Source organism: Pedobacter sp. (assembly GCF_039594775.1).
Classification (GTDB): Bacteria; Bacteroidota; Bacteroidia; order Sphingobacteriales; family Sphingobacteriaceae; genus Pedobacter.
In genome coordinates, this window is sequence record NZ_JBCNMT010000009.1 from 46,598 (window position 1) to 64,477 (window position 17,880).

The 17,880-nt window shown below is 38.6% G+C and carries 15 protein-coding genes and 2 tRNA genes; 8 read left to right on the forward strand and 9 right to left on the reverse strand.

The window, feature by feature from the left end:
- The first annotated feature begins 193 nt into the window (after positions 1 to 193).
- A complete protein-coding gene (locus tag ABDV71_RS17710; protein WP_343534949.1) occupies positions 194 to 2,116 on the forward strand; it encodes an LTA synthase family protein in 1,923 nt (640 codons plus the stop codon).
- A gap of 148 nt (positions 2,117 to 2,264) precedes the next feature.
- On the forward strand, positions 2,265 to 2,642 hold the full coding sequence (locus tag ABDV71_RS17715) for a hypothetical protein (protein WP_343534951.1): 378 nt from the start codon (positions 2,265 to 2,267) through the stop codon (positions 2,640 to 2,642).
- Between the two features lie 46 nt (positions 2,643 to 2,688).
- Here the strand turns inward: ABDV71_RS17715 and ABDV71_RS17720 are convergent, their stop codons facing one another.
- The 3 genes from ABDV71_RS17720 to ABDV71_RS17730 form a co-directional block, all read right to left on the reverse strand.
- Positions 2,689 to 2,883, reverse strand: coding sequence for a hypothetical protein (locus ABDV71_RS17720; protein WP_343534953.1), 195 nt, complete (start codon positions 2,881 to 2,883; stop codon positions 2,689 to 2,691).
- A gap of 177 nt (positions 2,884 to 3,060) precedes the next feature.
- Positions 3,061 to 3,134, reverse strand: a tRNA-Asn gene (locus ABDV71_RS17725).
- A 75-nt stretch (positions 3,135 to 3,209) separates the two neighbouring features.
- Positions 3,210 to 3,283 (reverse strand) — tRNA-Asn (locus ABDV71_RS17730).
- Positions 3,284 to 3,425: 142 nt separating this feature from the next.
- Between ABDV71_RS17730 and ABDV71_RS17735 the strand changes: the two genes are divergently transcribed.
- Entirely contained in the window at positions 3,426 to 4,349 is a 924-nt protein-coding gene (locus tag ABDV71_RS17735) for a PfkB family carbohydrate kinase (protein WP_343534955.1), read from the forward strand.
- A 153-nt stretch (positions 4,350 to 4,502) separates the two neighbouring features.
- Positions 4,503 to 5,249 carry an AAA family ATPase gene (locus ABDV71_RS17740; RefSeq protein WP_343534956.1) on the forward strand — a complete coding sequence of 249 codons (747 nt, stop codon included), beginning with the start codon at positions 4,503 to 4,505 and terminating at the stop codon, positions 5,247 to 5,249.
- A 1-nt stretch (position 5,250) separates the two neighbouring features.
- On the opposite strand, the gene ABDV71_RS17745 is transcribed toward ABDV71_RS17740, so the two are convergent.
- From ABDV71_RS17745 to murB, 4 genes are all read right to left on the reverse strand, one after another.
- Positions 5,251 to 5,484: a cytochrome b5 domain-containing protein gene (locus tag ABDV71_RS17745; protein WP_343534957.1), complete on the reverse strand. Its 234-nt coding sequence runs from the start codon at positions 5,482 to 5,484 to the stop codon at positions 5,251 to 5,253.
- A complete protein-coding gene (locus ABDV71_RS17750; protein ID WP_343534959.1) occupies positions 5,484 to 6,164 on the reverse strand; it encodes a lycopene cyclase domain-containing protein in 681 nt (226 codons plus the stop codon). The genes ABDV71_RS17745 and ABDV71_RS17750 overlap by 1 nt, the downstream gene beginning before the upstream one ends.
- A 545-nt stretch (positions 6,165 to 6,709) precedes the next feature.
- Positions 6,710 to 7,225: an RNA polymerase sigma factor gene (locus ABDV71_RS17755; protein WP_343534960.1), complete on the reverse strand. Its 516-nt coding sequence runs from the start codon at positions 7,223 to 7,225 to the stop codon at positions 6,710 to 6,712.
- A 154-nt stretch (positions 7,226 to 7,379) separates the two neighbouring features.
- Entirely contained in the window at positions 7,380 to 8,393 is a 1,014-nt protein-coding gene (gene murB / locus ABDV71_RS17760; RefSeq protein WP_343534961.1) for a UDP-N-acetylmuramate dehydrogenase, read from the reverse strand.
- Positions 8,394 to 8,591: 198 nt separating this feature from the next.
- Here murB and ABDV71_RS17765 point away from each other — a divergent pair, with 198 nt between their 5' ends.
- The 4 genes from ABDV71_RS17765 (at position 8,592) to ABDV71_RS17780 (ending at position 15,028) form a co-directional block, all read left to right on the forward strand.
- Complete coding sequence (locus tag ABDV71_RS17765; RefSeq protein WP_343534962.1) at positions 8,592 to 9,230, forward strand: helix-turn-helix domain-containing protein; 639 nt, start codon at positions 8,592 to 8,594, stop codon at positions 9,228 to 9,230.
- Positions 9,231 to 9,270: 40 nt separating this feature from the next.
- Positions 9,271 to 10,611 (forward strand): TolC family protein, encoded by a 1,341-nt coding sequence (locus ABDV71_RS17770; RefSeq protein WP_343534963.1) that lies wholly within the window; start codon positions 9,271 to 9,273, stop codon positions 10,609 to 10,611.
- Positions 10,612 to 10,642: 31 nt separating this feature from the next.
- Positions 10,643 to 11,707, forward strand: coding sequence for an efflux RND transporter periplasmic adaptor subunit (locus ABDV71_RS17775; RefSeq protein ID WP_343534965.1), 1,065 nt, complete (start codon positions 10,643 to 10,645; stop codon positions 11,705 to 11,707).
- Positions 11,708 to 11,857: 150 nt separating this feature from the next.
- A complete protein-coding gene (locus ABDV71_RS17780; RefSeq protein WP_343534967.1) occupies positions 11,858 to 15,028 on the forward strand; it encodes an efflux RND transporter permease subunit in 3,171 nt (1,056 codons plus the stop codon).
- A 65-nt stretch (positions 15,029 to 15,093) separates the two neighbouring features.
- On the opposite strand, the gene ABDV71_RS17785 is transcribed toward ABDV71_RS17780, so the two are convergent.
- Together ABDV71_RS17785 and ABDV71_RS17790 are read right to left on the reverse strand one after the other, a co-directional pair.
- Positions 15,094 to 15,735, reverse strand: a complete 642-nt coding sequence (locus ABDV71_RS17785; RefSeq protein ID WP_343534969.1) for a response regulator transcription factor — start codon at positions 15,733 to 15,735, stop codon at positions 15,094 to 15,096.
- Positions 15,719 to 17,737, reverse strand: a complete 2,019-nt coding sequence (locus tag ABDV71_RS17790; protein WP_343534971.1) for a sensor histidine kinase — start codon at positions 17,735 to 17,737, stop codon at positions 15,719 to 15,721. Before ABDV71_RS17790 ends, ABDV71_RS17785 begins: the two co-directional genes overlap by 17 nt.
- Positions 17,738 to 17,880 lie beyond the last annotated feature (143 nt).

Here is a 17,880-nt window from a genome sequence, read left to right on the forward strand (position 1 = left end):
CCAACCAAAGATAGGAACTGCACCAAAAAGATTCTTCGCTGGTGCTCTGGATGACAAAACCGAACGGATAGTAACTATAGCAAATGGACTAGATTTGCTAAAATTGGCCAGTCCCATCCCCTACCAAGCTTCAAAAATTCAGACTTTCTTCAGAATTGGAAAGTAGTTTTGGTCCTTCGACCAAAAAAGAATAATGAACAATAGTTTCAAGAAATTAAACAATAGCTTCCAATATAGGTTTGGACCTATACTCATTGCCATATTACTCCTTTGTGCAGCTTCGCTGCTCACTCGGATCATATTGCTTATTTATGCTTTCAGAGCATTTGACTGGAGCTTTTTCAATCTTATTAAAGTTTTTTTCATTGGATCAATATATGATCTGGCAGCGGCATCTTACGCCATTATACCATTGATAATTTACCTATGGCTTTTTCCAAGCAAATGGTATGGCAAAAAACTGAACAGGATATTGCTGATCGTTTATTTTTTTGTGGTGGTGTTTACACTCATTTTTAATGCGGTGTCGGAATATATCTTTTGGGAGGAGTTTTCGGTACGCTACAATTTTATTGCGGTAGATTATTTGGTTTACACTACCGAAGTGATTGGCAATATCCGCCAGTCGTACCCCGTAAATACCCTATTAACCATTCTTTTGGGTGTTTCGGCAGTAATCACTTATGCTTTAAGGAATAAAATTTGGCAATCGGCCACCATTCCCATGCGGTTTGGCAAGCGTAGCAAATGGATGTTCATTTGGTTACTAATGCCCTTAACCACTTACTTTTTGGTGAGCCATCAATGGAAGAGCCATAGCAGCAACCAATACGCCAATGAACTTTCTGGAAATGGCATGTACGATTTTGGCTTTGCCTTTTGGCATAACCAATTAGACTACAATACTTTTTACAAAACCATTCCCATGGAAAAAGCATTGAACATCATCAGAAAAGACCTTGATTTTATACCTCATAACCCAAAAGACCAAAATACCAGTAGATGGGTCAAAGCAGATTCTCCAGAGAAAAAGATGAATGTGGTACTGATCAGTGTAGAGAGTTTAAGTGCCAATTTTTTGGGCAGTTATGGCAATACCCATGGCATTACCCCCAACTTGGATACGCTTGCCAAACAGGGTTTACTGTTCACCAACTTATATGCTTCGGGTACCAGAACGGTTCGCGGACTGGAAGCTTTATCGCTCTGCATCCCTCCAACACCGGGACAGTCTATTGTGAAACGCCAAAACAATAGCAACCTCTTTACATTGGGTAACGTATTTCAATCCAAAGGCTATCATAGCAGGTTTATTTACGGAGGCTATGGTTATTTCGATAACATGACCGAGTTTTTCTCCCAAAATGGATACGAGGTGACCGACCGAAATGCTTTGAGTGCCAAGGAAATCCATTACGAAAATACCTGGGGCGTGGCTGATGAAGATCTTTTTACGCTTTCGCTTCGGGAATTAGACGAGGATTATGAAAACAAAAAGCCATTTTTTGCCCATATCATGACCGTATCTAATCACAGACCTTATACTTACCCTGAGGGGCGCATTGACATCCCATCGCATACTGGAAGAGAGGGTGCTGTTAAATACACGGATTATGCCATTGGAAAGTTTATAAGGGAAGCAAAACTTAAGCCTTGGTTCAATAACACCTTATTTGTAATCGTAGCGGATCATTGCGCATCGAGTGCTGGAAAGGTGGAATTACCCGTAGACAAATATCATATACCGATGATCATGTATGCACCAACACTTATTAAACCTGGTAAATTTGAAAAGCTCACCGCACAAATTGATGTGGGTCCTTCTATACTGGGTTTGCTAAACTTCAGCTATCAAAGTAAGTTTTTTGGGCGAAATATTTTCATGATGAAGGAGGAACAACAAAGGGTATTTATCAGTACTTATCAGAGCTTGGGTTATATTAAAAACAATAAGCTTGTGATCCTTGATCCTAATAAAAAGCTCGGTACATTTATACCCGATTTTAAAACAGGGGCTTCCAAACCGATCGGTTCGGAAGAATGGTTAAGCAATGAAGCCATTGCTTATTATCAATTGGCTTCTTATTTATATACCAGTAGAGGTTATCAGTTTTAGTGTTTCAGAAGTAGGAACCGCATAAAGAGATTCTTCGCAATGACAATAGCAGGTTCAACTTGTGGCTAGTTATTGGCATTAACCTTCCATTAACACTTCATTAACCGCTGTACACAACTCATCAAGCTATCTTTGATCAAAAAAATATATGAAAAGATACATTTTAATCCTTTTTACGATTTGGTACGGCTCGGCAGCCTTTGCCCAAACAACCGAGAAAATCAAATTCAGTGTTCGTGATAGTGATACGGATTACAGCGTGAGATCTTCGTTTCCTGCCGAACGGGTTGAGCGTCTGCGCTCTATTTTAGAAGGTATGTTGGGAGAAAGTAGCAAATCATCAGCAAGCGAAAGTGAATGGAATACCACTGCCTATAGCAGCAAGCTTTCGTCCAACCGTTTTGAAGCTAACCTTGATAAGAAGAAAGCCACAAGCCATCAAATTGCCTTATTTAAGGAGCTTACAGCTAAATTACAAGAGGCCTTGGACCAACCAAAGCCGCCTAAGCCGCCTAAACAACCGTAGTTTTCACAGTCATAAAAAGCCGCAACAAATGTTGCGGCTTTCTTATTTACTTCAAAACAGTTGTTGTAATTTCATTCAACAAGTTTTGCCTCATTTTGGAATTTCTTTGGTCTAGCAAAATAATGATTCCCCAATTTTTAGCCCTATTGTAGCAAATGATTGAAGATTGCCCCATGGAATCTCCTGTTTTTACATAAAGGGTATTTTGGTCATCGGTTATAATATTTGTACCTAATCCCATCTCTCTTTTTGCATCTTTATAGAAGATTTTTTCTGATAACTATCTTTTATAATCGAATCGATCTTTTTGAAGGCACCTTGTCCAAAAGAAAAATGGCTAATGAATAATAGCATTAGCAAGGTCAACTTTATGCGATTACAAACAAAAAAAGCCGCAACATATGTTACGGCTTTTAAGCTCCCTCTGCTGGGCTCGAACCAGCGACCCTCTGATTAACAGTCAGATGCTCTAACCAGCTGAGCTAAGAAGGAATATTTTTTCCTCAAGGGAAAATATCTGGTTATTCAACTTTTCAATTAAAAAGCCCTACATAAGTAAGGCATTTGCTCCCTCTGCTGGGCTCGAACCAGCGACCCTCTGATTAACAGTCAGATGCTCTAACCAGCTGAGCTAAGAAGGAGTGCTGGTTGCTCAAAACGCTTTCAAATGCTCTTTTTAATTTGAACACCCTCGTTCGTTTTGGGAATGCAATATTAGGGCTTTTAAATTATTTATGCAATATTTGTAGCGAAAAAAAAGACAAAAATTACAAGTTACAACGTATGAGCCTGATAATCATAGGTACTGTGGCCTTCGATGCCATTGAAACTCCCTTCGGAAAAACAGATAAAATTGTAGGCGGAGCTGCTACTTTCGCTAGTTTGGCTGCTTCTTACTTCTATAATCGTACAAAAATTGTTGCTGTTGTTGGCGATGATTTCAAAAAAGAAGACATTAACAAGTTAAACCAACATGGTATTGATACCGAAGGTTTGCAGATCAAAGAAGGAGAAAAATCTTTTTTCTGGAGCGGAAAATACCATAACGATATGAACAGCCGCGATACTTTAATTACAGAATTAAACGTATTAGAAAACTTTGACCCCATTATTCCTGAAAGCTACCAAGATTGCGAGTACCTGATGCTGGGCAACCTTACCCCTCAAATACAACAAACTGTAATTAAAAGGCTAAAAAACCGTCCGAAACTAATTGTACTTGATACCATGAACTTTTGGATGGACATTATGATGGACGACCTGCTAGAAACCATTAAAATGGTGGACGTATTGACCATTAACGATTCGGAAGCCCGTCAATTATCCGGCGAATACTCATTGGTAAAAGCGGCCAACAAAATTTTAACCATGGGACCTAAATATTTAATCATCAAAAAAGGCGAGCACGGTGCCTTGCTATTCCACGAAGACAAAATCTTCTCTGCACCAGCATTACCTTTGGCCGATGTGTTTGACCCAACTGGTGCTGGCGATACTTTTGCAGGTGGCTTTATTGGTTACTTGGCCAAAGTAGGAACCATCAACTTCAACAACATGAAAAATGCCTTGATATACGGATCAGCATTGGCTTCCTTCTGCGTAGAGAAATTTGGTACCGAGAAATTATTATCGCTAAGCCAAGAAGAAATTGCCAACCGTTTGCAACAATTTGTGAACTTGAGCAGCTTCGAAATTACTCAAAATTAGTTTTTAGCAGTGCAATAGTCCTGCTACGATATAAAAATAGTCCCGTTTTACGCTGTACCTAAGGTACCGTACAAGCGGGGCTATTTTTGTTAGTAACCTACAAAAAATAACCTTTTCCCTTCCTCTATATAAAAGGTATCGCTATTTTTAAGCATGCCTTATCTAAGTAATATCGACTGCCATATACCTAATGGACATTCATTCCCATTTAATATACCTTCTTTTAAATACGGTATCCATCTGCCCTTAAAAAACAATGTTACTTTTTTTGTTGGAGAGAATGGCTCAGGTAAATCAACCTTGCTGGAAGCCATAGCGGAGAAAATAGGTTTTAATTTAAGAGGGGGCAATCGAAACCATAACCTAAATACAGGTGTAAATTTCGACGGATATGAAAGTCCATTAACACAACCCATTCAATTAACTTGGACACCTCGTAGAATAAACAATGGCTTTTTTATGCGAGCAGAAAGTTTTTTCAATTTCGCAAACCTTATCGATGAAATTGCGAAAGAAGAACGAGATCCAAGTAAATTTTACCAAGCCTATGGGGGCAAATCCTTACATCACCAATCGCATGGAGAATCTTTCCTTGCCTTATTCAACAACCAATTTGAGGCCGGAATTTACCTCCTAGATGAGCCAGAGGCTGCCCTATCTCCTGCCAGAATTTTAAGTTTCATGAGCATTATACACAAACTTGAACAGAGTAGGCGAGCCCAATTCATCATTGCCACACATTCTCCCATCTTACTTTGCTATCCAGAAGCAACTATTTATAACTTTGACAATGAAGGAATACAGGAAGTGAATTATGCCCAAACAGAACACTATCAATTAACAAAAAATTTCTTAGAAAACCCCGAGGTCTATTTACGGCATCTGTTCAGCGAAGATTAAATTAAGTCAACACCCCTACCTTTTCCAGCTTCTCAAAAACCGCTTCAGTATGCGGCGCATCGGCCAATTCATCGGTAAGATCCTGCCCTGCCCAATGTTCATAATGTTTACCGTTTCTCCATAAACGGCTTTCGGTAACATCGTAGATAATGCCTTTGTAGGCTACCCATATTTGCGGCTTATCTTGCCCGTTGCGTAAAGCCAGTTGCTGTTTAGTATAAGATAGCAATTCCATTAAGCGGCTCTCTTGCTTTTAAAAAATTCGAACATGTAAATGCTCACCAGCAAAGCGGAAAGAAACATAAATATGGTTTCTACCGGAACTTTTGCAATATGCAATCCCGAAACGCCATTTTCGGCAACCATAACAATACCGTTCCAAGCCAAAATAGCATAAACGATAAGCAATGGCAGCAACATACCTGCAAAAGCACGATAGGCCCTATACATAAATCGTAATTTACCTACGTACTCAATCAGCAATAACGTTAATAGAAGTGTAGCAAAAGTCAACATCGTATACCACTTGGTATAACCGAAGAACAAAAAAGCCACACAAAGCCCCAGTAACAAATTGCTAAAGGCCAAGCTGTATTTCTGCAAATCGTTTTTAGGGAAACGTAAAGTGAGGTATTGATAAACAGAGATTGCGGCAAAGCTCAAACTAAAATGAAGCAGATACTGCTCCAAAGGAATCTCCTTAAAACTGATTGACAGCGTATTTTTAGTATCATAACTAACCAAACCGAGTAGGTATAGCACTACGTTAATGGCCGAGAACAGAATAGTGGCCACCAAACTGGCACCAAACGATGCCTTTAGAAAGCCATCTTTAAAGATTTGCTTATCGATTTGAAAGATCAATGGAAGTAAAAGGGGAGCCAGCGCTAAAATTAGAAAAACAAACTTCATCATATTGTGGTATTATTCCCCAAAAGTATGATTTTATATTGGTTGAGAAGTGGTTGTTTAGTTGTTTGGATTTTTGGATATTTAAACTGGATTTAATAACCTGATTTCGATCATTATTAGTTGATTTTTAATGAAATGATACCACTTTTTTTTGCTGACCCTGAAATAAATTTATTGCATAGCTTTCCACTCCGCTACAGGTCAGGATGACGTCAGATTGAGCGGTTCGTCATGCTGATTCATTTTACTACGTAGCTTTCCGCTTCGCTACAGGTAAGCATCAGTTTTAAGGGCTATTTCTCAAATTTTAACAATCGAACTGAGGTTAATAGTCTACCAATTTTGACGTAGTGCAAAGCACTAAAATTGCCACCTAAACCCGATTGAAATGGAAAGCCCGTAAACGAGCTGCGAGTGCGGACTTGGAATGAAAAGCCTGCCTGCGGTAGGCAGGCGGGGCTACAGCACATGAATAGCAATGAAATATCTTTTCAAACAACAATCAATACAATAAAAAAAGCCCCGAGTTTATCGGGGCTCCTGTATGATTATCCTCTGTCAACAGAGTAGTTTTTAAGGTATTTTTTTAGCTGTCCTCTAGCTACGTGTATTCTGGTTTTTACCGTACCAATTGGAATGTTAAGTTCTTCGGCTATTTCATGGTATTTAAATCCTTCAAAATATTTAATGAAAGGAATATAATACTCAGGAGCCAATGACTCTAAAGCTTTGTTGATGTCTTTCAGTACAAATTTGCTTTCAACCGCATTGTTGGTTGCGCTGTAATGCAAGTTGGCATAAGTAATGTCATCGCTTTGCGTAATCAAGGCGTTAGTTTTTACCAAGCGTCTATAATTGTTAATGAAAGTATTGCGCATGATGGTGAAAAGCCAACCTTTTAAATTGGTACCTTCTTTAAATTTACTATAATATGTTACAGCTTTGAGCATCGTATCCTGCACCAAATCATTCGCGTCTTCCAGGTCTTTGGTAAAATTCAAGGCAAATGATTTCAATGAGGTAGAGTAGTCGTTTAGTTGTTCGTTAAATTGCAGCTGTGTCATATTCTTTAGTTTTTAGTTAATAAAAAAGAACAGATGCGAGATGGGGTTGCAACTGTCATAGTTGTGTAACACCTTACAACTATGATACCAAAAACAACAAAAACTATCGACTAAAATTTAAAAAAATGAAAAATGTACTCCCAAAAGCACTAGATTAAAAAATATTTACTTCTCTTTCTAACAGAACACCAAATTTTTGCCGTACAGTTTCAATTATTTTTTCCGAAAATCTGTACACCTCCTGTCCAGTTGCCCCTCCATGATTAACAAGTACGAGCGCTTGATTTTTCCAGGTTCCGGTGTGGCCGTCAATCATTCCCTTAAAACCACATTGTTCAATCAACCAGCCCGCGGCCAACTTTACACGTCCATTTGGAGCTGGATAGTGAGGTATGTCTGGAAAATTCGACAGTAGTTTATCAAACGATTGTTGATCTATTACCGGGTTTTTAAAAAAACTTCCCGCATTACCAATGGTTGAAGGATCGGGCAATTTACTTACCCTAATGGCAGCCACAACATTTGAAACATCGGCAATGGTAGGATTAGCAATGCCTCTCCTTTCGAGCTCTGTGTTGATTGCCCCATAATGAGTTTGCAGATTAGGTATTTTTGATAAACGATAAGTTACCGAAGTAATGATGTATTTTCCTTTTAACTTTCCTTTGAAAATACTTTCGCGATAGCCAAATTCACAGTCGGCTTTGCTAAACGTTTTAATTTCGCCTGTAGCGATTTCAAATGCAGTGCAACTTTCCAAAACATCTTTAATTTCTACGCCATAAGCACCTATGTTTTGTATGGGCGATGCTCCTACCGTCCCTGGAATCAAGGTTAGGTTTTCCAATCCGGCATATCCATGTGCCACACAATATTTCACCAAGATATCCCAAACCTCTCCTGCTCCAGCGGTTACCAGAACATCATCACCTTGCTGGATAACATTAATGCCTTTAATATTTACCTTAAGCACAAGTCCATCATAGTCCTTGGTAAAAAGCATGTTGCTACCACCTCCCAAAACCAACAGTTTGTTTTCCTTTACTAATGGACTGGCAAAAACGTCTTTTAAATCTGCTTCCGTTGAAACATCTACGTACAGCTTCGCATTTACATCAATTCCAAAAGTGTTGAGGTTTTTAAGGGAGTAGTTGCTGATAAAAGGCATAAAGTATTTTTATTGCAAATGTAGCAATGATTTACAATTTAAGATTTGTGATTTGCGATTTGGCCATAACTCACACTGAACGAGATCATTTGTCTCGCAAATGTAACTTCGGACAATTGTAAAAAAAATCCTACAGGAAACTTTAAGATTAAAAAAAGTTTCCATAGTTTTGCAGCGGATTTTGAAAGGGAGTTTAAATTGGAAGTAAAAGATTATATTATTAACGGGGCTGATAAACTTTTTTGTCAATATGGTTTCAAAAGTGTAACCATGGACGATATTGCCAAACATTTGGCCATCTCAAAAAAAACCATTTATCAGAACTTTAAAGACAAAAACGAATTGATCAATATTCTTATCCATGATAGAATAGTTAATCAAGACCTGCAAATGAACAAGTGTTCTCAAGAATCGGAGAATGCAGTTGAAGAGGTTTTCTTTGCCATGCAGGATATGGATTTTTTCTTGGAGACAATGAATCCCATGCTTTTTTATGATCTGCAAAAATATCATCAGGAAGCTTGGTTGAACTTTATGGCCTTTAAGGAAAAAGAAATTGGCAAAAAGGTAATGGAAAATCTGGAACGTGGTATTGCCGAAGGTTTATACCGCAAAGACCTTAATCTGGAAATTATTACCAGAATGAGATTGGACCAAGTAGATGTAGTTTTTACGCAAAACGGACACTACGACACCAAAAAACACAGCCTTGCCAACATCATGGTTGAAATAACCCGTCATTTTTTATACGGAATTTGTAACAATGAGGGGCTTAAACTCATCCATAAATACGACAAAGAACAAATGGACAAGAAAGAAATAGAAAGAACCATTTAATTAATACAGAATTCACCCAAAAATTAATAAATAATCAACTATGTTAAGAATAAAAACGGTAAAACTGATGTTGCTGCTCGCAGCCAGTTTCGGTTTGCCAGCATTAACTGTTGCACAACAGCCAATAACATTGAAAGAGGCTTTAAAATATGCCTTGGAAAATAACACAGCGGCTAAAAAAGCAGTCCTTGATATTGACAAAGGCAAATTCAAGACTCAAGAAGTAAGAGCACAAGCTTTACCACAAATTACCGGAAACGCTGGACTTACTTACAACGCTATTATTGGTCAATTGGTGGCAGATATTGGTGGCCAAACACAGTCATTTAAAATGGGCCAAGCTTGGAATTCGGTTGCCGGCGTTCAGTTATCGCAACAACTGTTTAACCAACAGGTTTTTACTGGTCTACAAGCCGCAAAAGCTAGTGAAGCTTATTACAGATTAAATGCGCAGCTTACCCAAGAACAGGTTATAGAACAAGTGGCAAATAATTACTACCAAGTTTTGGTAAACAGACAGCAGTTGAATGTAATTGACACCAATATAAAAAATGTAAAGGTGGTTGAGAAGATCATTTCTAACCAATATCAAAATGGTTTGGCTAAAAAAATCGATGTTGACCGTATCAATGTTAACCTTACCAATTTGAACACTCAACGAGCTGAAGTTGCCAATGCCATTACCATGTTGGAAAACCAATTAAAGTTTTCGATGGGGATGCCGGTAAATACACCTATTACGCTTCCATCGTCTGAGCTTACAGAAGTTAACCAAAACCCAGCCTTAGCTGATACCATTAACCTAGGAGGCAGAACAGAGATGAAATTAATGGATGTGCAAAGAAATCTTTTAAACTTGCAACGCAAAGCTTATGTTTCCGAGTACTACCCGAATCTTTCACTAAATGCCAACTATAATTACAATAGTCAGTCGAACAGTTTCGATTTCTTGAAATCAAACCGTAATGCTATCGGTTTTGATGCTTCGGCAATTGGCTTAACATTACGTATCCCTATTTTCAATGGTTTCTTAACCCGTTCGAAAGTACGTCAAGCCGATGTGGAAATCAAGCAGTTTGAGGAAGACCGTAGACAAACTACCAATTCATTAAACTTAGCTTATGACAATGCCAAGATTCAGATAAGAAACAGTATTAACACGATTAATGCGCAAAAGAAAAATGCTGAATTGGCAAGGGAGATTTATGTAAGCACGCAAAACAACTATAATAATGGTCTTGCATCGTTAACGGATCTTTTGGATACTGAAAACGCACTAACGCAAGCCCAAAACAGCTATACACAGGCGTTATTGAATTATAAAATTGCCGAGATACAATTAATTAAAGCTAAAGGAGATATTAAAACTTTAGCACAATAAACCAAATACAGAAGAAATAATATCAGATAAAATGAAAAGAGTAATAACCATTATTGTCATATTAGTTGTGGTACTGGGTGCTATAGCCTATGTATTAAACAACAACAAAAAGAAAGCACAGGAAACTACCGATTTTATTGCCAAAGGCAGTGGTGCCGTTGCTGTAAAAGTGGCTAATGTTGAGCGTAAAGAAATTAATTTAGACTTTACTGCAAATGGAACTTTTGCTCCAAATCAAGAGTTGAATTTTAGCGCAGAGAACTCCGGTCGCGTAAGCAAAATTTATGTTCAGGAGGGTAGCCGCGTAAGCAAAGGAACCGTTTTGGCTAGAATTGATGCTGAAATTTTAAATACAGATAGAGAAACTGCAGAAGCAACTTATCAAAATGCAGTGAAAGATCTAGCTCGCTATGAAAGTTCTTTCAAAACAGGCGGTGTAACCCAACAACAGCTGGACCAAGCGAGACTTGCGGCAGAAAATGCCAAATTGCATCTGCAACAGCAACAACGTAAACTTAGCGATGCCAATATCCGTTCATCGATCAACGGTGTGGTAAACAAGAAAATGATTGAGGTAGGTGCGGTAGTATCTCCCGGTACGCAATTATTTGAATTGGTTGATGTTTCTAAGTTAAAATTGAAAGTGAATGTAAACGAAAGTCAAGTAGCCAATCTAAAAATTGGTGATGCTGTTCAAATTCAATCTTCAGTTTTCCCTAATGAAAGTTTTTCGGGCAAAGTAACATTTATTGCTGCAAAAGCAGATCAAACTTTAAACTTCCCTATTGAGGTTGAGGTAACCAACAATGTTAAAAACAGCTTAAGAGCCGGTATGTATGGCACTGCTTTGTTCAAATTCCCTAAGCAAGCACCAGCAATTTTGGTTCCACGTACTTCTTTTGTGGGCAGTGTTAGCAGTAACGAAGTATATGTTTTAAACACTTCTAAGAACATAGCTGAACTACGCAAGGTAGTTTCTGGTCGTATTTTAGGAGAGTCTGTAGAAATTTTAGATGGCCTCAAAGAAGGAGAAACAGTGATTACAAGTGGACAAATTAACCTTACCGAAGGTGCTCCAGTTACGGTAATCAAGTAACCAGTTAAAAGTAAAGAAGTATAAAGTTTAGGATACAGGAGTAGAACTGGCTAAACCTAGTCTGAATACTAAAACGCAACACTAAAAAGACGAAACCAATCCGATAAAAACGGAATGAGCTTCGTCACCACTAAAAAACAAAGTAATACGATGAAAATTACTGACATATCCATAAAAAGGCCCTCGCTGGTAATTGTGGTGTTTACCGCACTTACCCTGATGGGACTCTTGAGTTATTTCTCTTTGGGGTATGAGCTTTTACCGAAGTTCTCTCCCAATGTAGTATCTATCTCTACCATCTACCCTGGTGCTTCGCCAAACGAGGTAGAAAGTACCGTAACCAAAAAAATTGAGGATGCTGTTTCTTCGATGGAAAACATCAAGAAAATTAATGCCAACTCCTACGAAGGCTTATCGGTGGTAATTATTACCCTTACCGATAAAGCGGTGATTGATATTGCCCTAAATGATGCACAAAGAAAAGTAAATGCCATTTTAGCTGACTTACCTGATGATGTGAAGCAACCATCGTTGAGTAAATTCTCTTTGGATGATTTCCCAGTAATCACCATGTCGGCATCCGCTAAAATGGACGACATTTCGTTCTACGATTTGATGGACAAACGTATTGCACCAATCATCTCTCGTGTATCCGGTGTAGCCCAAGTAAACCTAATTGGTGGTTCTGAGCGTGAAATTAAAGTAGCTTTAGATGCTAAAGCCATGCAAGGTTACGGCTTATCTGTACCTGCAGTACAACAGGCCATCCTCGCTTCTAACCTAGACTTCCCTACTGGTAGCGTAAAAACCAAAGCGCAAGACATTTTAGTGCGTTTATCAGGTAAATATGCCAGCGTAGAGGAAATGCGCAACTTGGTAGTAAGCACCAGCAAAGATGGCGCACAAGTTCGTTTAGGCGATATTGCTGACGTTCAGGATACGCAAAAGGAAACGGAGAAGATTGCCCGTATCAACAGAGCTAACTCTATCGCTTTGCAGATCATCAAACAAAGTGATGCGAATGCGGTAACGGTAAGTGAAGGCACTAAAGCCATCATTGCAAAGCTTAAAGAAGATTACAAAAACATCAACCTTGATATCAAAATTGTAAACGACAGTTCAGTTTATACCTTGCAATCTGCAGATGCCGTGATCCACGATTTAATGTTGGCGGTGGTATTGGTAGCCGTAGTAATGCTTTTCTTCTTACATAGCTTGCGTAACGCAGTAATTGTAATGATTTCCATTCCTGCATCGTTAATTGCCACGTTTATTGGTATCTCTCTTTTTGGCTATACCTTAAACTTGATGTCATTATTGGGTCTATCCCTAGTAGTAGGTATCTTGGTGGATGACGCGATTGTGGTTTTGGAAAATATCCAGCGCCATATGGAGATGGGCAAAAACAAAGTACGTGCCGCCGCTGATGCAACCCGCGAAATCGGTTTTACTGTAGTTTCCATTACATTCGTAATCGTGGTAGTGTTCTTCCCTATCGCCGTAAGTACGGGTATGGTAGCCAACATTTTACGTCAGTTCTGTGTGGTAGTAATTATCTCTACCTTATTATCCCTAGTAGCGTCGTTTACCATCGTACCTTTAATCTTCTCTCGTTTTGGTAAATTGGAACGTATTGAAGGTAAAAACATCTTCGGTAAATTCATTCTTTGGTTTGAAAAACAGCTACATAGATTTACACAGTGGATAACTAAATTATTAGAGTGGTCATTAAGTCACAAAAGATGGACGATCTTGATAGTGTTCTTAATGTTTTGCAGTTCATTATATTTAGTAATAGGAGGTTTTATAGGCGGTGAGTTCTTCCCTAAATCTGATAAAGGTGAGTTCTTATTACAAATAGAAATGCCTAAAGACGTATCATTAGAACAAACCAACTTCTATACCCAAAAAGCTGAAAACTATTTGAGCAAACAAAAAGAGGTGGTTCAAATGATCACCACTGTTGGACAATCGAGCGAAGGTATGGGCGGTACTACAGCTACAGCTTACAAATCTGAAATCAACGTGAAGTTGGTAGAAAAACCAGAGCGTAACAACGTGGCTTCTGATATTATTTCGACCACTTATACCCGTGAATTAGAGAAAATATTGGTAGGTGCCAAAATTAAAACAGTTCCTATTGGTATTTTGGGTACAGCTGATGAAGCTCCAATCCAATTTGTGGTGATGGGTTCTGAACTAGATAGCGTTTTGGCCTTTGCCCAGAAAGCCGAAAAAGTAATGGCAAAAATCCCTGGTGCTACGCAAATTAAACTTTCGGTAGAAAAAGGAACGCCTGAAATCAACGTAAAAGTAGACCGTGATAAAATGTCGGCGCTTGGTTTAAATCTATCAACCGTAGGTACCACCATGCAAACTGCTTTTGCCGGTAACACTGATGGTAAATTCCGTCAAGGGGAATACGAGTACGACATCAATATCCAATACCAAGATTTTGACCGTAAGGATATCGACGATGTACGTAATTTGATCTTCGTAAATCCAGCTGGCCAACAGATCAAGCTTTCGCAATTTGCAGACATCAAAGAAGGTTCTGGACCAAGTTTGCTAGAGCGCTTGAACAAATCGACCTCGGTAACTGTCAAAGCGCAAACCGTAGGTAGGCCGACAGGCTCTGTAGTGGCAGATTTCCAAGCTGCTTTAGACAAAATGCAAAAACCTGCTGGCATTAGCTTCTACTGGGCTGGTGACCAAGAAAATCAGAGCGAAGGTTTTGGTACCTTAGGTATTGCCTTATTAGCAGCGATTATTTTGGTTTACTTGATTATGGTAGCCCTTTATGATAGTTTCGTTTATCCTTTTGTGGTAATGTTTTCGCTACCATTAGCGTTAATTGGAGCCTTACTAGCATTAGCATTAACCAACAACGCTTTGGGTATTTTCACCATCCTTGGTTTCATTATGCTAATGGGTCTGGTAGCTAAGAATGCGATTATCCTGGTTGACTTTACCAACCAAATGAAAGCGCAAGGCAAATCTACCCACGAAGCGTTAATTTTAGCGAATCATGCTCGTTTACGTCCAATTTTGATGACAACGATTGCGATGGTAATTGGTATGTTGCCTATTGCCCTAGCAAGTGGTGCAGGTGCCGACTGGAAAAATGGTTTGGCCTGGGTAATTATTGGAGGTTTAACGAGTTCGCTCTTCTTAACCTTGGTAGTTGTACCCGTAATGTATCAGATTTTTGATAACATACTTCATAAATTCGGTTTCGATAAGAAAGGAAAAACCATTGACGAAATGATGGTTGAACCTTATGAACACAAGGATGTTAATGAGTGGGAGCAACACCACTAGATTTAAAATTTTTCCCAACACGCAATAAAACCAGCCCCTTTAGTCTTAGGATTAAAGGGGCTTTTTTATGAGGATAAAAATCCCAATTTTACCGCCTGCATTAAAAGCTCGGGAGCATTTTTTGCGCCTAGTTTCTGCAACAGATTACGTCGGTGTGTTTCAATGGTTAATGGACTAACATTTAACTGGTCGGCAATCATTACGGTGGTTTGCCCATTGGCGATGAGCTGTAACACCTCCTTTTCTCGTTTTGTTAGAGAAGGCGTATCAACAGGTGTGGCCATTGCACGAATAACCATAGTCCTGATTTCTCTACTTAAAACAATATCGCCTGCCATAACTTCTTCTATGGCCTGTGCAAGCTCTGTAGCGGAAACATTTTTTAAAAGATAACCACTGGCACCGTTTTTTAGAGCCTGCATGATCAAACCACGTTCATTATGGTTACTCAATATCAGAACCCTACACGGTGGGAATTTTTGGGTAATGATGGCACTTAATTCAATCCCATCAATATCTGGAAGCGTTAGGTCCAACAAAACAACATCTGGTCTATTGGTTTGCAAATAATCAATTAACGATGTACCATCTGTTAAGCTAGCAATAACCTCAATGTCTTCATGTTTAGCTAGCAACATTTGTAGTCCTTCGATCACCACTGGATGATCGTCTACCAATACTACTGATATTTTATTTTCCTTCGACATTAAATTCTATGTTTATAGTAGTCCCTTTATTTGGAGATGGCTGAATATCCAATGCTCCTTTCAACGCTTCTACCCTATTTTTCAAATTGGTTAAGCCCAATCCTTTTCCTTTTTGCACATTCACATCAAAGCCCCTACCATCATCTTCTACCGTAACCAAAAAGATATTTTGGTTTTGGCTACACTGTACCAATATATGCTTAGCATCTGCATGCTTTAGGGCATTGGCGATTGCTTCCTGCACAATTCTATAGATGCCCAGTTGAAATGCCATAGGCAAGTTTTTATCTAGTCCAATAGCCTGAAATTCTATGGCTGTTTTCTCCGTATTCAGGGAATCACAAAGGTCAGCTAGCGCTTCCGATATCCCCAACTTAAGTAAAGTTTCGGGCATTAAATTTCGTGCAATTTGGCGTAAATCGGTCAAAGCTGTATCTAATTGCCTAACCAATGTGCTCAAAAAACCATCGTCGCTTTTATGATGTTCTTCCATCCAATTGGAAAAACGCATTTTTATCCCGGAAAGCATCCCCCCCAATCCATCATGAAGATCTGCAGCCACTCGTTTACGTTCTCTTTCCTCGCCCACTAACATCGCCTGTGCCAAATCCAGTTTCTGCTGTTGTTCTAGCACATTGAGTTTTTCCATATAAACCAATTGCTTTTGCTCTGCAAGGTTTTTGCGGTTGCGATAATAACTGATAGAAAATATAATGGACAACGCTAACAACAAGGATAAACTGGCAAAAAGCCAAGCATTGATTTTGGCTGTTTTGGCTGTTAGCAATGCTTTTTGTTTTTGAGCTTCTAAGTGTACAATTTGACGTTGTTGCTCTGCTCGTTGGTATTTGATTTCTAGTACATGAAGTTCTTTCTTTAAACGACTTGTATTTAAGCTATCATTCATATCAGCATATAAATCTTTCCATTTATAGGCTTCCCTTAAATTATTTAACAGATTATTGATCTCGCCCATTTCAAAGATGACCAACAACCTATTTTTCGCAAACTGGTTGAATTCTTCACTTTCTTTAACCTTCAATAGTATTTTTTTAGCCAAAGCATAAGCTTTGCCGGCTTTAAGTGCAAGATACTTTTTATACATGAGCCAATACTCTTCATACCTTTTTCCCAATTTTTTCGCCAGTACTATCCCGTGATCCAGCTCAACAACGGCCTGGCTGTAATTCTTTGTAATTTTATAGTAATTACCTAAACTATGATAATAACTGATCATGTAAGAAGATGATGGACTTGCTTTTAGAAATTTATATGCCTTATCCAACAGGGCTTTCGCCTTTACAGGTTTTTCCGTCAAAATATAAACATCTGCTGCTTGAAGATAGGCAGATACCAGTTCGGGAATATCATCTGATTTTTCGAGAGTATGAATCGCCTTCAAAAAGTATGTCTCGGCCTTTGGAAGTTCTTTACTATTCCTGAATACCAAGCCTATACTCCGATAAAAACTGCCCAGCAATCCTTTATCACCGGACAACTGGGCCATTGGCACTGCTTTTTCTAATAAAACCTTAAGATAACCGGCTTCATTATCTTCCTCTTGAGCAATGAGCCCATAGTTCTGCCAAATGGTTGCCCGCATTTGATAAGCTCTTTTATGCTTAAATGAGCTGTACATTTTTTCGGCCTTCAAATAGGCTTCTTTAGCCAGTGGCTCATGATTGGTATGATGATAATAGATAGCTTGCATATACTGAGATAGGGCTTTTTCATAAGGGCTTTTGGCTAGGGACTTTGAATCATTCAGATAAGATTTTGCCTTTGTCGTATCATTGCTCCTCATTAACAATGTAAAAGCCTTAAATTTCAGTTCTGTTCTTAAGCTATCATTTTTTGCCGTTTTTATTACCGACAAGAGACTATCTAAATCATGCTTAATATCAATTGGTCCTTGTGCCTGTATTTTAAGTTGGCAGATACATAAGCAAACAAATACAACAATCCCTAACCATACATATCTACCCAAAAGAAATTTTATCATAATTAAAGATGCAACTAAGGTGAGTTTGAAACAAATACAAGCATAAAAATACTGGAATACCAGTAGATTAAAATACTGTTTTAATGTGATTGATAGGTGAATTATACGGTTCTACATTTGTAGAAGTCAATTGAATATTTATT